This window comes from Pseudomonas artemisiae (genome assembly GCF_057128685.1).
The window spans coordinates 131,745-145,728 of sequence record NZ_JBSKHS010000005.1 but is presented as its reverse complement, the minus strand read 5'-3'; the positions used below and the strand labels follow the sequence as shown (position 1 = coordinate 145,728).

General features: G+C 62.3%; 15 protein-coding genes. 13 read left to right on the top strand and 2 right to left on the bottom strand.

What is annotated here, in order from left to right; translation table 11 throughout:
- Window positions 1-53 precede the first annotated feature (53 nt).
- The 8 genes from ACWKV4_RS08215 (at window position 54) to ACWKV4_RS08180 (ending at window position 5,726) form a co-directional block, all read left to right on the top strand.
- Window positions 54-689 (top strand): MotA/TolQ/ExbB proton channel family protein, encoded by a 636-nt coding sequence (locus ACWKV4_RS08215; protein ID WP_483831726.1) that lies wholly within the window; start codon window positions 54-56, stop codon window positions 687-689.
- The gene (locus tag ACWKV4_RS08210; RefSeq protein ID WP_483831586.1) at window positions 686-1,117 is read left to right on the top strand and encodes an ExbD/TolR family protein; all 432 of its coding nucleotides are present in this window, start codon (window positions 686-688) and stop codon (window positions 1,115-1,117) included. Before ACWKV4_RS08215 ends, ACWKV4_RS08210 begins: the two co-directional genes overlap by 4 nt.
- Window positions 1,117-2,136 carry a tetraacyldisaccharide 4'-kinase gene (gene lpxK, locus ACWKV4_RS08205; RefSeq protein WP_483831585.1) on the top strand — a complete coding sequence of 340 codons (1,020 nt, stop codon included), beginning with the start codon at window positions 1,117-1,119 and terminating at the stop codon, window positions 2,134-2,136. The genes ACWKV4_RS08210 and lpxK overlap by 1 nt, the downstream gene beginning before the upstream one ends.
- A 13-nt stretch (window positions 2,137-2,149) precedes the next feature.
- Window positions 2,150-2,335, top strand: coding sequence for a Trm112 family protein (locus tag ACWKV4_RS08200; protein ID WP_483831584.1), 186 nt, complete (start codon window positions 2,150-2,152; stop codon window positions 2,333-2,335).
- Window positions 2,332-3,099: a 3-deoxy-manno-octulosonate cytidylyltransferase gene (gene kdsB, locus ACWKV4_RS08195; RefSeq protein WP_483831583.1), complete on the top strand. Its 768-nt coding sequence runs from the start codon at window positions 2,332-2,334 to the stop codon at window positions 3,097-3,099. Before ACWKV4_RS08200 ends, kdsB begins: the two co-directional genes overlap by 4 nt.
- A complete protein-coding gene (gene murB / locus ACWKV4_RS08190; RefSeq protein ID WP_483831582.1) occupies window positions 3,096-4,124 on the top strand; it encodes a UDP-N-acetylmuramate dehydrogenase in 1,029 nt (342 codons plus the stop codon). Before kdsB ends, murB begins: the two co-directional genes overlap by 4 nt.
- A gap of 73 nt (window positions 4,125-4,197) precedes the next feature.
- Complete coding sequence (locus tag ACWKV4_RS08185) at window positions 4,198-5,148, top strand: XdhC family protein (RefSeq protein WP_483831581.1); 951 nt, start codon at window positions 4,198-4,200, stop codon at window positions 5,146-5,148.
- The gene (locus tag ACWKV4_RS08180) at window positions 5,145-5,726 is read left to right on the top strand and encodes a nucleotidyltransferase family protein (RefSeq protein ID WP_483831580.1); all 582 of its coding nucleotides are present in this window, start codon (window positions 5,145-5,147) and stop codon (window positions 5,724-5,726) included. Before ACWKV4_RS08185 ends, ACWKV4_RS08180 begins: the two co-directional genes overlap by 4 nt.
- Window positions 5,727-5,809: 83 nt before the next feature.
- Here the strand turns inward: ACWKV4_RS08180 and rne are convergent, their stop codons facing one another.
- On the bottom strand, window positions 5,810-9,253 hold the full coding sequence (gene rne, locus ACWKV4_RS08175; RefSeq protein ID WP_483831579.1) for a ribonuclease E: 3,444 nt from the start codon (window positions 9,251-9,253) through the stop codon (window positions 5,810-5,812).
- Between the two features lie 676 nt (window positions 9,254-9,929).
- On the opposite strand from rne, the gene rluC reads away from it, so the two are divergent.
- From rluC to ACWKV4_RS08160, 3 genes are read left to right on the top strand one after another with little or no spacing between them, the layout of a single operon-like run.
- Window positions 9,930-10,886, top strand: a complete 957-nt coding sequence (gene rluC, locus ACWKV4_RS08170; protein WP_483831578.1) for a 23S rRNA pseudouridine(955/2504/2580) synthase RluC — start codon at window positions 9,930-9,932, stop codon at window positions 10,884-10,886.
- Window positions 10,879-11,556: an HAD-IA family hydrolase gene (locus tag ACWKV4_RS08165; RefSeq protein ID WP_483831577.1), complete on the top strand. Its 678-nt coding sequence runs from the start codon at window positions 10,879-10,881 to the stop codon at window positions 11,554-11,556. The genes rluC and ACWKV4_RS08165 overlap by 8 nt, the downstream gene beginning before the upstream one ends.
- Before the next feature lie 4 nt (window positions 11,557-11,560).
- Window positions 11,561-12,556, top strand: coding sequence for a S49 family peptidase (locus ACWKV4_RS08160; protein ID WP_483831576.1), 996 nt, complete (start codon window positions 11,561-11,563; stop codon window positions 12,554-12,556).
- A gap of 4 nt (window positions 12,557-12,560) precedes the next feature.
- Here ACWKV4_RS08160 and ACWKV4_RS08155 read toward each other — a convergent pair whose 3' ends face one another.
- Window positions 12,561-13,151, bottom strand: a complete 591-nt coding sequence (locus ACWKV4_RS08155) for a Maf family protein (RefSeq protein WP_483831575.1) — start codon at window positions 13,149-13,151, stop codon at window positions 12,561-12,563.
- A gap of 109 nt (window positions 13,152-13,260) precedes the next feature.
- Between ACWKV4_RS08155 and ACWKV4_RS08150 the strand changes: the two genes are divergently transcribed.
- Complete coding sequence (locus ACWKV4_RS08150; protein ID WP_483831574.1) at window positions 13,261-13,788, top strand: YceD family protein; 528 nt, start codon at window positions 13,261-13,263, stop codon at window positions 13,786-13,788.
- Window positions 13,789-13,801: 13 nt separating this feature from the next.
- On the top strand, window positions 13,802-13,984 hold the full coding sequence (rpmF, locus tag ACWKV4_RS08145; protein WP_168081858.1) for a 50S ribosomal protein L32: 183 nt from the start codon (window positions 13,802-13,804) through the stop codon (window positions 13,982-13,984).

Below are 13,984 nucleotides of genomic sequence, written 5' to 3'. Positions count from 1 at the left end.
TGGTTGCAAACGGGTGTGATAGAGTGGCGAATTTGTTCGGGAGGGGCGGTACTGTGTGGGAATTGGTCAAAGCTGGCGGCTGGATGATGTTTCCGATCATTTTGAGCTCCATCGCGGCCCTTGCCATCGTCGCGGAGCGCCTTTGGGCACTGCGCGCCAGCAGGGTGAGCCCACCGCATCTGGTGGCCCAGGTATGGAAGTGGATCAAAGACAAGCAACTGAATAACGAAAAACTCAAGGCGCTGCGGGCTGACTCCCCCTTGGGTGAAATTCTCGCCGCCGGGCTGGCCAACTCCCGCCATGGCCGCGACATCATGAAAGAGTGCATCGAGGAAGCGGCCAGCAGCGTGATTCACGAACTGGAGCGTTACGTCGGCGCCCTGGGCACCATCGCCGCCATGGCGCCGCTGCTGGGCCTGCTGGGCACGGTGCTGGGCATGATCGACATTTTCAGCGCCTTTAATTCAACCGGCAGCACTACCAACGCCACGGTATTGGCCGGCGGTATCTCCAAGGCGTTGATCACCACCGCGTCCGGCTTGATCGTGGCCATCCCGGCGGTATTTTTCCACCGCTTGTTGCAGCGCCGGATAGACGCGCTGGTGGTGCGCATGGAGCAAGATGCGATCAAGCTGGTGGAAGTGGTTCACGGTGACCGTGAAGTGGACATCGACGGAGGCAAAGCGTGAAATTCCGTCGCAGCCGCCGACGTCGGGAAGACATCGAAATCAACCTCACGTCGTTGATCGATGTGGTGTTCATCCTGTTGCTGTTCTTCGTCGTCACCACCACCTTCACCCGTGAAACCCAGCTGCAAGTGGACCTGCCAGAGGCCGTCAATGGCGCGCCAGACCAGAACCCACCCAAGCGGCTGGACATCGCCATCAGCGCCGACGGCAACTACGCCATCAACCGGCATGTATTGCCCAAGAGTGACCTCGATACCCTGATCACCGCCCTACGTGCCGAGTCCAATGGCGACACCACGCTGCCGCTGTCGATCAGTGCCGATGGCAAAACCCCGCACCAGGCGGTGATCACGGCCATGGATGCGGCCGGCAAGCTAGGCTTCAGCCGCTTGAGCATGACCACCATCGAGGCGCAGGCGGGTAACTGATGACATTCTCTGACCGCTTGCTGGCTGCCTGGTATCAGGGTCACCCCGCGCTTTCACTGCTGACGCCGCTTGAAGCCCTCTACAAACGCGTCGCGCAGCGCCGTCGGGCGGCGTTCAAGGGTGGCGACCCCGCTCCTTGGCAGGCTCCCGTGCCAGTCATAGTGGTAGGTAATATTACCGTCGGCGGTACCGGCAAAACCCCGATGATCCTGTGGCTGATCGAGCATTGCCGCCAAGCCGGCTTGCGCGTAGGCGTGATCAGCCGCGGGTATGGCGCCAGGCCACCAAGCTTTCCGTGGCTGGTATCCAGCCGTGACACCGCACACATTGCTGGCGACGAGCCCTTGTTGATCGTGCAACGCAGTGGCGTACCCTTGGCCATCGACCCAGATCGCCCCAAGGCCGCTCAGGCTCTGCTGGCCGCCCATGCGCTGGACCTTATCCTCTGTGACGATGGGCTACAGCATTACCGGTTGGGGCGCGACCTTGAACTGGTGCTGATCGACGCCACCCGTGGCTTGGGCAACCGCCGTTGCCTGCCTGCCGGGCCCTTACGCGAGCCGCCAGGGCGCCTGCTCGAAGTAGACGCGGTGCTCTACAACGGCCAGCCTGGCGATAGCGCAAAGGGTTATGGGATGACCGTGCAGCCCACCGGGCTGGTGAATCTGCTGTCGGGGGAGCGGGTAGGGCTGGGCCATTTCCCTGCTGGGCAGGCCGTGCACGCCGTGGCGGGCATCGGTAACCCACGGCGTTTCTTCTCCACCCTCGAAGGGTTAAACTGGCGCCCGACCGAGCATGCGTTCGCTGACCATGCCACTTACAGCGCGGCGAGCTTGGCGTTCACGCCAGCGCTTCCGGTCGTGATGACCGAGAAGGACGCCGTAAAATGCCGGGCCTTTGCCCAAGCGCATTGGTGGTACCTGGTGGTGGACGCGCAACCCTCACAGGCCTTCGCGACCTGGCTCGACGCTCGCCTGGCAACCCTGGTCAGTGCCCCTCGTGCCGGCCAGCTCCTCTGACCCAAGGACCCTCATGGATACCAAACTGCTCGACATTCTTGCCTGCCCCCTGTGCAAGGGCCCCCTTAAGCTCAGCGAAGACAAAACCGAACTGATCAGCAAGGGCGCTGGCGTGGCCTATCCCATTCGCGATGGCATTCCGGTGATGCTGGAAAGCGAAGCCCGTACCCTGACCGATGACGAGCGCCTGGATAAATGACCGCAGCGTTTACCGTAGTGATTCCCGCGCGCTATGGCTCCACGCGCTTTCCGGGTAAACCCCTGCAAATGATTGCAGGCAAGCCTATGATCGAGCATGTGTGGAACCAGGCTCGCCGCAGCGGGGCGGCCCGTGTGGTGGTCGCTACGGACGATGCGCGCATCCAGGCGGCTTGTACAGGCTTTGGCGCCGAGGCCGTGATGACCCGCGCCGACCATGAGTCCGGTACCGATAGGCTGGCGGAAGTAGCAGTAGCCCTTGGCCTGGCCGACGACGCCATTGTGGTGAACGTTCAAGGTGACGAGCCGCTGATCCCCCCCCAGGTCATCGACCTGGTTGCTGCTAACCTGGGCATAAACTCCCAGGCGCGCATGGCCACCCTTTGCGAACCGCTGACCGACGCACAGCACCTGTTCAACCCCAACGTGGTGAAGGTCGTAGCCGACTTGAACGGCTTGGCGCTGACCTTCAGCCGCGCGCCCTTGCCATGGGCCCGTGACGCGCTGGCTCAGCACCCAGGCAGTCTGCCCGAGGGTGTTCCTTATCGCAGGCATATCGGTATCTACGCCTACCGGGCCGGCTTTTTACGCGATTTCGTGCAGTGGGGCCCGTGCTGGCTGGAAAAAACCGAATCCCTGGAGCAGCTTCGTGCCTTGTGGCATGGAGAGCGCATTCATGTGGCCGATGCCCCGGTGGCCCTGCCGCCAGGGGTCGATACGCCCGAAGACCTGGAGCGGGTACGGCGCCTACTGGAGGCGGGATGACGCCGTTGATTCAACAGGGTGTGTCGCTCAAGCCCTTTAACACCTTTGGCGTAGAGGCCCAGGCGGCCCACTTCGCTGAGGTAACCGACGACCCGCAACTGATCGCGGCCCTGGCCCATGCCAGCGCCCACGATCTGGAAGTGCAACTGCTGGGCGGGGGCAGCAACGTGTTATTGGTGGGCAACCTGCCCGGGCTGGTGATCCGGATGGGTGGCCTTGGGCGACGTATACTCAGCCGCGAGGGCAGCCGTGTGCTGGTAGAGGCCGAAGCGGGCGAGCCCTGGCACCCATTCGTGTGCTGGACCCTAGAGCATGGCCTGGGTGGCATGGAGAACCTTAGCCTGATACCAGGAACGGTCGGTGCTTCGCCGGTGCAAAACGTTGGTGCTTATGGGGTAGAAATCAAAGACCTCTTTGCCGGGCTAACCGCCTTGGACCGGCACACTGATCAAATCGTCGATATAGGCCTGGGCGCCTGCCGCTTCGGCTACCGCGACAGCCTCTTCAAACAGCAACCGGGGCGCTGGGTCATTCTGCGCGTAAGGTTCTGGCTCAGCACCCAGGCGCCTTTGCATCTGGAGTATGGCCCAGTGCGCCAACGCCTGGCTCAGAAGGGCGTAGAACACCCCAGCGCCCTGGACGTGAGCCAAGCCATTTGTGACATTCGTCGTGAAAAACTGCCAGACCCGTCGGCCCTGGGTAACGCCGGCAGCTTTTTCAAAAACCCCCTGGTAAGCGCAGAGCAGGCGGCAGTATTGCGCGATCGTTGGCCAGCACTGGTGGCTTACCCGCAGGCCGATGGCCAGGCCAAGGTAGCGGCAGGCTGGCTGATCGACCAGGCCGGTTGGAGAGGGTACCGGCGGGGTGACGCGGCTGTGCATAAAGACCAGGCCTTGGTGCTGGTGAACTACGGCGCCGCTACCGGGGCGCAAATCCTTGCCTTGGCCCAGGATATTCAGGCCGATATCCAAGCCCGCTTTGGGGTTGCGCTAGAAATGGAGCCGAATCTACTGCCGGCGGCGTGAACCCTGGCGTGCGCTTGCCGTCCGATGCAGGGGCTTGGCCAAGGGCCAGCCAGCATCAGCGGAGAAGCAACCAATGGATAGCGTCGATCTTGGCGTATTGCGCGACCTACAGGCGTGGGTCGGTGAGGGGCGCACCGTCGTGCTGTACACCGTGGTGCAAACCTGGGGCAGCGCCCCGCGGCCGCCAGGCGCCATGCTGGCGCTGCGCGACGACGGGGTGGTCAGCGGTTCAGTCTCCGGTGGCTGCATCGAAGACGACCTCATCGCCCGTTTACACGACGGGCGCCTGCGGCGTGAGGGTAAAGAGGTCCAGTTGGTCACCTACGGCATTACGGTGGAGGAGGCCGCCCGTTTCGGCCTACCCTGTGGTGGCACTTTGCGCCTGACCGAAGAATGGGTCGGTGACCTAAGCTGGATCGACGACCTGCTCGAACGCTGTGCCCAGCAACAGATCGTGGCCCGAGACCTGGACCTGACCACGGGTACCGTGACCCTGAGCAGTGCCAGCGCCGATGCTACCCATTGTTTCGATGGCCAGTGCCTGCGCACCCTTTATGGCCCCCGCTGGCGGCTGCTGCTGATCGGCGCCGGGCAGTTGTCTCGTTACGTGGCCGAGCTAGCCAGGCTGTTGGATTTCGAAGTGCTGGTGTGTGACCCCCGTACCGAATTTACCCAAGGCTGGCGCCCGGAGCATGGGCGGTTTGTCGCTGGGATGCCCGACGACGCGGTGCTGGCCATCGGCCCGGATGCGCGCACCGCGATCGTGGCATTGACCCACGACCCGCGCCTGGACGATATGGCCCTGCTCACCGCCCTGGATTCCCAAGCCTTCTATGTAGGGGCATTGGGTTCACGGGTAAACAGTGAAAAGCGCAAGCACAACTTGGCGAGCCTGGGTCTAAGCCCATCGGCCCTGGCACGCCTGCATGGCCCAATCGGTTTACCCATTGGCAGCCATACCCCGGCTGAAATCGCCCTTTCACTGATGGCAGAAGTGGTAGCGCTAAAGAACCGAGCCCTGTGAGCCACCCCTGCGCGATTGTGCTGGGCGCAGGCTTCGGTCGTCGTTACGCCCAGGCCACCGGCACCGATAAGCTTATGGCCCCTTGCAAAGGCCTTGATGGCCTCGAGCGGCCGGTATTGGAACAGGCGCTTTTAGCCTTTGAGGGTTGGGCTGGCGAACGCTTGCTAGTGGTTCGAGAGGGGTCGCAAGCCCTGCAAGCGCTAGGCGCCCGGTATGGCTTTGACGTACAACTGATCACGACCGCTGGCATGGGTGATAGCCTAAGGGCTGCCGCGCGCGCGCGTCCTCATGCCTGCGGCTGGCTGGTGGCTTTGGGGGATATGCCTTGGGTGCAGCCCAGTACCCTCGCCAAGGTTGCGGCAGCCATGGCCCCTGACCGGGCCTGCGTGCCGACCTACGCAGGCCAATGGGGGCACCCGGTAGGGTTTGGCGCCCGTTACGGCTCAGCCCTGACCGCGCTGAGCGGCGATCAAGGCGGGCGACGTTTATTGCAAGAGGGGCCAGTTCATCAGGTAGAGGTAGAGGACCCTGGGATCCTGCGTGACGTAGACCTGCCTGAGGACCTGGTGCGAGCATAACTACACAGCACGGCCTTAACGTTCTCGACCATAAAAAAGCCCCTGTCACCGTTAGATGACAGGGGCTTTTTCATTTCAGAGGCTTAGGCCAGAGGCTTGGGCGTCTTGTTCTGCTCCTCGGTTTCATCCACCTGAGCAGCCACTTCAGCAGCGCTGCGCACGTTCTCATCAAGGATAGGCGCGGCGACCTGTTCAGCGCCGTGCTCAGATACCGGTTCGGACACCGGTTCGGCTATCGACATTAGCTGAGCGTGAGGCTCGATCTCGGCGGGTTCCACCACGATCGGTGCCTGCACGGCCACGTCCACCGGTGCTTCGACCTGGGCCAGCGCATTGGCGTTGGTCAAGCGGGCGGCCTCCTCGGCTTCACGGGCGGCGGCGGCGGCCAGTTCGGCTTCGCGCTTGCGACGGCGCACTTCACGTGGGTCGTTGGGCGCGCGGCCGTTCGCCAATGTCACAGGCGCCGGTGCCGGGGCCTCTGGTATGTCGCTGGCCGGCGTAGCCTCGGTGAAGGCGGCCTGAGGCTCGGTAGGTGCTTGCACGGGCTCGGCTGCTGCCGGGCTATGCACAGGCTGCTCGACCACGGGCGCTACTGGCAACTCCGCGGCTTCAGTGGCGGCGGGAACATCCACCTGCTGCACAGGTTGCTCCACTATCGGAGCCACGGTGGGCTCAGGCAGGGGGTCTGGGACAGCTTCTACGGCGAGCGGCTCGGCCAAACGCTCCAACGGCTCGGGCACGATAGACGCTGCCTGGTCCACTGGAGTCGCGACGATTTCCGGCGCGGCGGTTACTTGCGTTGGTGCTACGCTAGCGGTCGCGGCTTCAGCCTGCTCATGGGCCTGGGCCTCAGCGGCAGGGGTGATGGCACCTTCCGCGGTTGAGCCCTGGTCCATATGGGCATCGGCGCTGCTGGCCACGCCGCTAGCGGCTGCGATGGCGGCCGTGGCCAGGGCTACGGGCGCGGCGGATTCAGCAGAGGTGGAAGTTTCGCCAGCTTCGGTGCCGTTATCGATATCGGTATCGGTTCCAGTCTCGGCTTCGTCACCTTCACCGCCGATCAGGTCGCCATTGGCATCACGCTGACGCTCACGGCGGTTGCTGCGACGACGCTGGCCACGGGAGCGACGACGTGGGCGCTCGCCCTCATTGCCTTCCTGGTTATCATCGTGCTGTTCATCGTTGAGCAGGGCTTCTTCAGCGCTTTCGGCCTCTTCCTGTGGCAGCTCTTCACGTGGCGGACGGGGCTGGCGCTCTTCGCGAACAACACGTTCCTCGCGGGGTGCGCGGTCTTCGCGAGGCGCGCGTTCCTCACGGGCTACGCGTTCTTCACGCGGTGCGCGTTCCTCGCGTGGCGCACGTTCTTCACGTGCTACGCGTTCTTCACGCGGTGCACGCTCTTCGCGGGCAGGGCGCTCAGTGCGCTCTTCACGAGGCTGGCGTTCTTCACGGGCTTGAACGGGGGCGTCCAGGGGTTCACGCAGCTCGCGTACCGGGCGATCTTCCCTGGGGCGACGGTCCTCCCGGGGCGCACGGGCTTCCCGAGGCTGGCGCGGGGCGCGTTCCTCACGGGCCACCGGTGCGTCCTCGCGGGCTTCGCGTGGAGCGCGCTCTTCACGGTTGGCGCGGTCTTCACGGGAAGCCCGCTCTTCGCGCGGCTTACGCTCTTCGTCACGACGGCCATTACGGTTGCGGCTTTGTTGGCGGCCGTTACGGCGTTCTTCATTACGGCTAGTGCGCTCGGTAGCCGGTTTCGGCGCGGCGGCGGCGGCAGGGGCAACTGGGGCGCGTTCTTCCTTGTTGCCGGCGAACAGGCTAACCAAGGATTTCACCAGGCCCTTAAACAGGCTTGGCTCGGCGGTAGCCGGTGCGGCGCTTGGCTGCGGAGCTTGTGCCGGCACGGGCTCTTCGGAGGCGGGCATGGGAGCGTTAGCACGGGCTGGGGCGGTTTTCACTGCCGCTTCCTGGCGAACCAGCGTGCGGGTAGCGGCAACGGGTTGTACTTCTTCGGTTTCGGCGGCGGCGATTTCGTAGCTGGACTGGGCGCTTAGCACTTCAGGGTTATCGTCGCGCAAGCGCTGCACTTCGAAATGTGGCGTTTCCAGGTGGTCGTTCGGCAAGATGATGATTCGCGCACGGGTACGCAGCTCGATCTTGGTGATGGAGTTGCGCTTCTCGTTGAGCAGGAAGGCTGCTACCGGGATCGGTACTTGCGCACGTACTTCGGCGGTACGGTCCTTGAGGGCTTCTTCCTCGATCAGCCGCAGGATCGCTAGCGACAAGGATTCCACGTCGCGGATGATGCCGGTGCCGCTGCAGCGCGGGCAAACGATACCGCTGCTTTCACCCAGGGATGGGCGCAGGCGCTGGCGGGACATTTCCAGCAGGCCGAAGCGGGAGATGCGGCCAACCTGCACGCGGGCACGGTCGGCTTCCAGGCTTTCGCGGACCTTTTCTTCCACGGCGCGCTGGTTCTTGGCCGGGGTCATGTCGATGAAGTCGATCACGATCAGGCCGCCGATATCACGCAAGCGCAGCTGGCGAGCGATCTCTTCAGCCGCTTCCAAGTTGGTTTGCAGGGCGGTTTCTTCGATATCACTACCCTTGGTCGCCCGGGCGGAGTTGATGTCGATGGATACCAGGGCTTCGGTCGGGTCGATGACGATGGAGCCACCGGACGGCAGCTCGACCACGCGCTGGAAGGCGGTTTCAATCTGGCTTTCGATCTGGAAACGGTTGAACAGCGGTACGCTGTCTTCGTACAGTTTGATCTTGCTGGCGTACTGCGGCATCACCTGGCGGATGAAGGTGAGGGCCTCTTCCTGCGCTTCCACGCTATCGATCAAAACTTCGCCGATGTCCTGGCGCAGGTAGTCACGGATGGCGCGAATGATAACGTTGCTTTCCTGGTAGATCAGGAAGGGCGCGGAGCGGTCCAGGGAGGCTTCTTTAATGGCGGTCCACAGTTGCAGCAGGTAGTCGAGGTCCCACTGCATTTCCTCGCTGCTGCGGCCCAGGCCCGCGGTGCGCACGATCAGGCCCATGTCGGCCGGTGCCACCAGACCATTCAAGGCTTCGCGCAATTCGTTGCGCTCTTCGCCTTCGATCCGCCGCGAAATACCACCGGCGCGGGGGTTATTGGGCATCAATACCAGGTAACGGCCAGCCAGGCTGATGAAGGTGGTCAGGGCCGCGCCTTTGTTGCCACGCTCTTCTTTCTCGACCTGAACGATGACTTCCTGGCCTTCGTTTAATACTTCCTTGATGTTGACCCGGCCTTCGGGGGCCTTCTTGAAGTATTCGCGGGAGATTTCCTTGAGCGGCAGGAAGCCGTGGCGTTCGGAGCCGAAGTCCACGAAGGCGGCTTCAAGGCTGGGCTCGATACGGGTAATGCGACCTTTGTAGATGTTGGCTTTCTTTTGCTCTCGGGCACCGGATTCGATATCCAGGTCATAGAGCCGCTGGCCATCTACCAGGGCAACACGCAACTCTTCGGGTTGAGTTGCGTTAATCAGCATTCTTTTCATGTAGTACCGTCGGTTTCCGGGCTGCCGGAAACGGCGTTCGGCACACACGACTTCTCACGGTCGGTGTTCAGGTGCGAGGGAAGCCTGGGCTTCCCCGCCAGTGGCCAGGCTTGTTCGAGCCTGCGCCTTGGCAACGCGTCCTGCCTTTGTGTGGTGTCAAAAGCACTCAGTCAGGAGGAGGAATCAGGCGTTTGCCGCGGACGCCCGGCTGGGCATCTACGCGGTGCCTTACGGCACGCTACCTGTGCATCTCCACCCTACACGTATCCCTGATAATTCGGGTGCTGCCGCGCGCTGAATCCGCAACGGGTTGGCATTTATCACGACGCCTGATGGCAGTCGCACGCTAAAAACTAAGGCTTGTATTTCCGAAGCCTTCACCAATACCTGGCTCAACGGCTGCGCTGATGTAATAGCCGCAGGGTTCGAACAACAGGGCCTGATAATACCGCCCCGATACTGCTCGACTCGTTCATGCCCGGCCGCGCCCTGCGCGAATACCGGGTTGCCGCGTGGTGAAAACCCCGTCGGACGGCCTCGCGTCCTCTCTGAATACACTGGGTAAGCGGCGGTCGTTTACCGTCTGTCACTCCCCAGCCGCTTATGGCGGCGCTCGGGACTATAGCAGCAAACATTAAGTGCTTCAAATGGCTGAAAAATTGATATTATCCGCGCCATGACCACGACCTCTCCTCCAACTTCAGGCGTTCAGTTGCTTGAAGTTGCGCCGGAACTTGCCGGCCAACGCATCGACAATTTTCTTATTACCGCATTAAAGGGTGTACCACGCACGCTGGTATACCGCATCCTGCGCAAGGGTGAAGTTCGCGTTAATAAAGGCCGGATCAAACCGGAATACAAGCTTCAAGCCGGGGATGTCGTCCGCGTGCCGCCCTTGAGGCTGCCCGAGCGTGACGCGCCAGTGCCCGTCGCCCAAGGCTTGTTGCAGCGCCTGGAAGCGGCCATCGTCTACGAAGACAAAGGCCTGATCATCCTCAATAAGCCAGCGGGCATCGCCGTACATGGCGGCAGTGGCCTTAGTTTCGGCGTAATCGAGGCTTTCCGCCAGTTGCGCCCGGACGCCAAGGAGCTGGAACTGGTTCACCGGCTAGACCGGGACACCTCCGGCCTGTTGATGATCGCCAAGAAGCGCAGCATGTTGCGCCACCTTCACGAAGCCCTGCGTGGCGATGGCGTGGACAAGCGCTACATGGCCCTGGTGCGCGGCCATTGGCCTACCCGCACCAAGCAGGTCAACGCGCCGCTGCTCAAGAGCAACCTGCGCTCGGGCGAACGGATGGTCGAAGTGAACCCGGAAGGCAAGGAGGCGCTGACGATGTTCAAGGTGCTGCGCCGGTTCGGGGACTTCGCCACGCTGGTGGAGGCGCGCCCGGTGACAGGCCGTACCCATCAGATACGCGTGCATGCCCTGCACGCCGGCCATTGCATCGCGGGGGACGCCAAGTACGGCGACGAAACCTTTACCCGTGAGCTGCGCGACCTGGGCGGCAAGCGGCTGTTCCTGCATGCCTATGCCTTGTCGTTGACCTTGCCCGACGGCAGCCCGTTGAGCGTCGAGGCGCCGGTGGACGAACTCTGGTCCGCTGCCGTGGAGCGCCTGGCCAGTGCCTGATTATGACCTGCTGATCTTCGACTGGGATGGCACCCTGGCTGACTCCATTGGCCGGATTGTCGATGCCATGCAGGATGCCGCCGTGGGCTCAAGCTTGCCGCCCAGAAGTGCCACCCAGGTAAAAGGCATCATTGGGCTGGGTTTGCCAGAGGCGATCCTGTCGCTTTACCCCGACTTGAGTGAGCGGCAGGTGATAGCGTTCCGAGAGCGCTATGCTGAGCGTTACATTGCCTTGGAAGCTACGCCATCGCCGCTGTTCCCGGGTGCGCGCGAAGGCTTGGAGGCTTTTAGGCGGGTGGGTTATCGCCTGGCCGTGGCCACGGGCAAGGCGCGCCGCGGCCTGGATCGGGTATTGAAGGCCCATGGTTTGGAAACCTTCTTCGACATCACCCGCGCCGCCGATGAAACCCGCAGCAAGCCACACCCCTTGATGCTCGAAGAAATCCTGGCCCATTGTGAAGTGAGCGCGCCGCGCGCCCTGATGATTGGGGATTCGGCGTTTGACCTGCAAATGGCGCGCAATGCTGGCATGCCCTGCGTGGCGGTTGGCTACGGCGCCATCGAGTTGTCGGCGCTGATGGCCTACGAACCGGTATTGGCGGTGGACCGTTTCACGCAATTGACCGCCTGGCTGCAGCCAGGTGAATCGCCCTTAGCAAAAGGTGAGTAACCAGATGTCAGATCAATGGAAAGCCCCGTCCGCCGAAGACCGCCCTGGGCGCTCGGAAGACGACCGCAGCTGGAAACTCTTGGAAAAAACCCTGCTAGCCAGTGTGCAAGAACAACGCAGGGCACGGCGCTGGGGGATTTTCTTCAAGTGCCTGACCTTTCTTTACCTGCTCGGCATGCTTTTTCTGTTCGCGCCTTGGGGCAAGCTGGAAAAGGGTGCTGGCAAAGCAGGTAGCTACACGGCGTTGATCGATGTAAAAGGCGTGATCGCTGACAAGGAAGAGGCCAGTGCCGATAACATCGTTACCAGCCTGCGGGCGGCCTTCGACGACCCCAAGGTCAAGGGTGTGGTCATGCGCATCAATAGCCCAGGTGGCAGCCCGGTGCAGTCTGGTTATGTGTACGACGAGATCCGTCGCCTGCGTGGCTTGCACCCCGATGTGAAGGTATATGCCGTGATCGCCGACCTCGGCGCTTCGGGCGCCTATTACATCGCCAGTGCCGCGGACGAGATCTATGCCGACAAAGCCAGCCTGGTGGGTTCTATCGGCGTAACCGCCGCGGGGTATGGCTTTGTGGGCACCATGGAAAAACTCGGCGTGGAGCGCCGCCCGTATAGCTCGGGCGAACATAAGGCGTTCCTCGATCCCTTCCAGCCGGCCAAGGAATCTGAAACCCAATTCTGGCAGGGCGTGCTGGACACCACTCACCGCCAGTTCATTGCCCAGGTCAAAGCCGGCCGAGGCGAGCGGCTCAAGGATAAAGAACACCCTGAGCTGTTCTCCGGGCTGATCTGGTCGGGTGAGCAGGCATTGCAATTGGGCTTGATCGACGGCCTGGCCAGCAGCAGCTATGTGGCCCGGGAAGTGATCGGTGCGAAGGACCTGGTGGAATTCACCGTGGAGCAATCGCCATTGGACCGCTTCTCCAAGAAACTGGGCGCCAGCGTTGCCAGCGAAATGGCCCTGTGGATGGGCTTTGCCGGGCCGACGCTGCGCTAACGCTTTACGGCACCGGGATGCCCGCCGCCGCCAGCATGGTCACCAGCCGAATCAGCGGCAGGCCTACCAGGCTGGTGGCGTCCGGGCCTTCGGTGCTTTCGAACAGGCTAACGCCCAGGCCTTCAGCCTTGAAGCTGCCAGCGCAATCGTAGGGCTGCTCGGCGCGCAGGTAGCGTTCGATGGTAGCGGTATCAAGCAGGCGCAGGGTCACCGTAAAGGGTACAGCGTCCACTTGGCACTCGCCCGTGGCGGTATCGAGCAGGGCAAGGCCGGTCAGAAAGGTCACGCGCTGGCCGCTGCATGCCGTGAGCTGTGCGCGGGCCTGCTCGAAGCCACCAGGCTTGCCTAGCACCTGCTCATTACCGCTGCGCACCAGCACCGCCACTTGGTCCGAGCCTATGATCAAGTGGCCGGGGTAATGCTTGGTCAGTGCACGGGCTTTGGCTTGCGCCAGGCGCAATACCAGGGCCAGGGCGGTTTCCTGAGCTTGGCGTTGCTCGTCGATGGCGGGCGCGTGAGCGGTGAAAGGCACGCCCAGGCGGCTGAGCAGGGCCTGCCGGTAGGGTGAGCTGGAGGCTAGAATCAATGGCCGCATGGGTGGCTTCTCCTGATGAAAGCCCGTAATTCTACGCCCGTGCCGTTGGGTTGCCGACGGCCGAATTTCCTTTGACACAACCAGGGGGCATCCCTAGAATGTCGCGCCTATGTTGAATGACCCGATTCCACCTCACGTTGACCCGCGCAAATTGGCCGATCGCGGCGCTACCTTGGAAGGTAGCCTGCCACTTGCCAGTTTGGAGAGACTTTGCGACGTACTTGCCGATGATATCGGTACCGTCCAGGGTAAATTCATCTTCAAGCGAGACGAAGATCATGCTGTGGTCATTCACAGCCATCTGGATGTCGAAGTGAAGATGGTTTGCCAGCGCTGTCTTGAGCTGGTCACCCTTCCGATCCACAGCGAGTGTACGTACGCGGTGGTGAAGGAGGGTGCGAATACCCAATCGTTACCGAAAGGTTATGACGTGCTGGAACTGGGCGAAGATCCTTTGGATCTGCGGGGTGTAGTCGAGGATGAGCTGTTGCTCGCCTTGCCGATCATTCCCGCTCATCATCCGGAAGAATGCCAGCAGCCGGCCGGTCTCGAAGAGCCCGAGCCGAGCGAGGACGAGGTAACGCGGTCCAACCCGTTCAGTGTATTGGCGCAGTTAAAGCGTGACCCAAACGTTTAGGAGTTAATCAATTATGGCTGTTCAGCAGAACAAAAAATCCCGCTCTGCCCGCGACATGCGCCGTTCGCACGACGCACTCGAGCCGAACGCACTGTCCGTGGAAAAAACCACTGGCGAAGTTCACCTGCGCCACCACGTTTCGCCAGAAGGCGTTTACCGTGGCCGCAAAGTGATCGACAAGGGCGCTGACGAGTAA

Bases quoted from the DNA above. Each gene is read 5' to 3' on its own strand.
- ACWKV4_RS08160 (WP_483831576.1), top strand. From the start codon at position 11,561: ATGTCAGATCAATGGAAAGCCCCGTCCGCCGAAGACCGCCCTGGGCGC.
- rluC (WP_483831578.1), top strand. From the start codon at position 9,930: ATGACCACGACCTCTCCTCCAACTTCAGGCGTTCAGTTGCTTGAAGTT.
- rne (WP_483831579.1), bottom strand. From the start codon at position 9,253: ATGAAAAGAATGCTGATTAACGCAACTCAACCCGAAGAGTTGCGTGTT.
- ACWKV4_RS08150 (WP_483831574.1), top strand. From the start codon at position 13,261: ATGTTGAATGACCCGATTCCACCTCACGTTGACCCGCGCAAATTGGCC.
- kdsB (WP_483831583.1), top strand. From the start codon at position 2,332: ATGACCGCAGCGTTTACCGTAGTGATTCCCGCGCGCTATGGCTCCACG.
- ACWKV4_RS08155 (WP_483831575.1), bottom strand. From the start codon at position 13,151: ATGCGGCCATTGATTCTAGCCTCCAGCTCACCCTACCGGCAGGCCCTG.
- ACWKV4_RS08200 (WP_483831584.1), top strand. From the start codon at position 2,150: ATGGATACCAAACTGCTCGACATTCTTGCCTGCCCCCTGTGCAAGGGC.
- ACWKV4_RS08185 (WP_483831581.1), top strand. From the start codon at position 4,198: ATGGATAGCGTCGATCTTGGCGTATTGCGCGACCTACAGGCGTGGGTC.
- rpmF (WP_168081858.1), top strand. From the start codon at position 13,802: ATGGCTGTTCAGCAGAACAAAAAATCCCGCTCTGCCCGCGACATGCGC.
- lpxK (WP_483831585.1), top strand. From the start codon at position 1,117: ATGACATTCTCTGACCGCTTGCTGGCTGCCTGGTATCAGGGTCACCCC.
- murB (WP_483831582.1), top strand. From the start codon at position 3,096: ATGACGCCGTTGATTCAACAGGGTGTGTCGCTCAAGCCCTTTAACACC.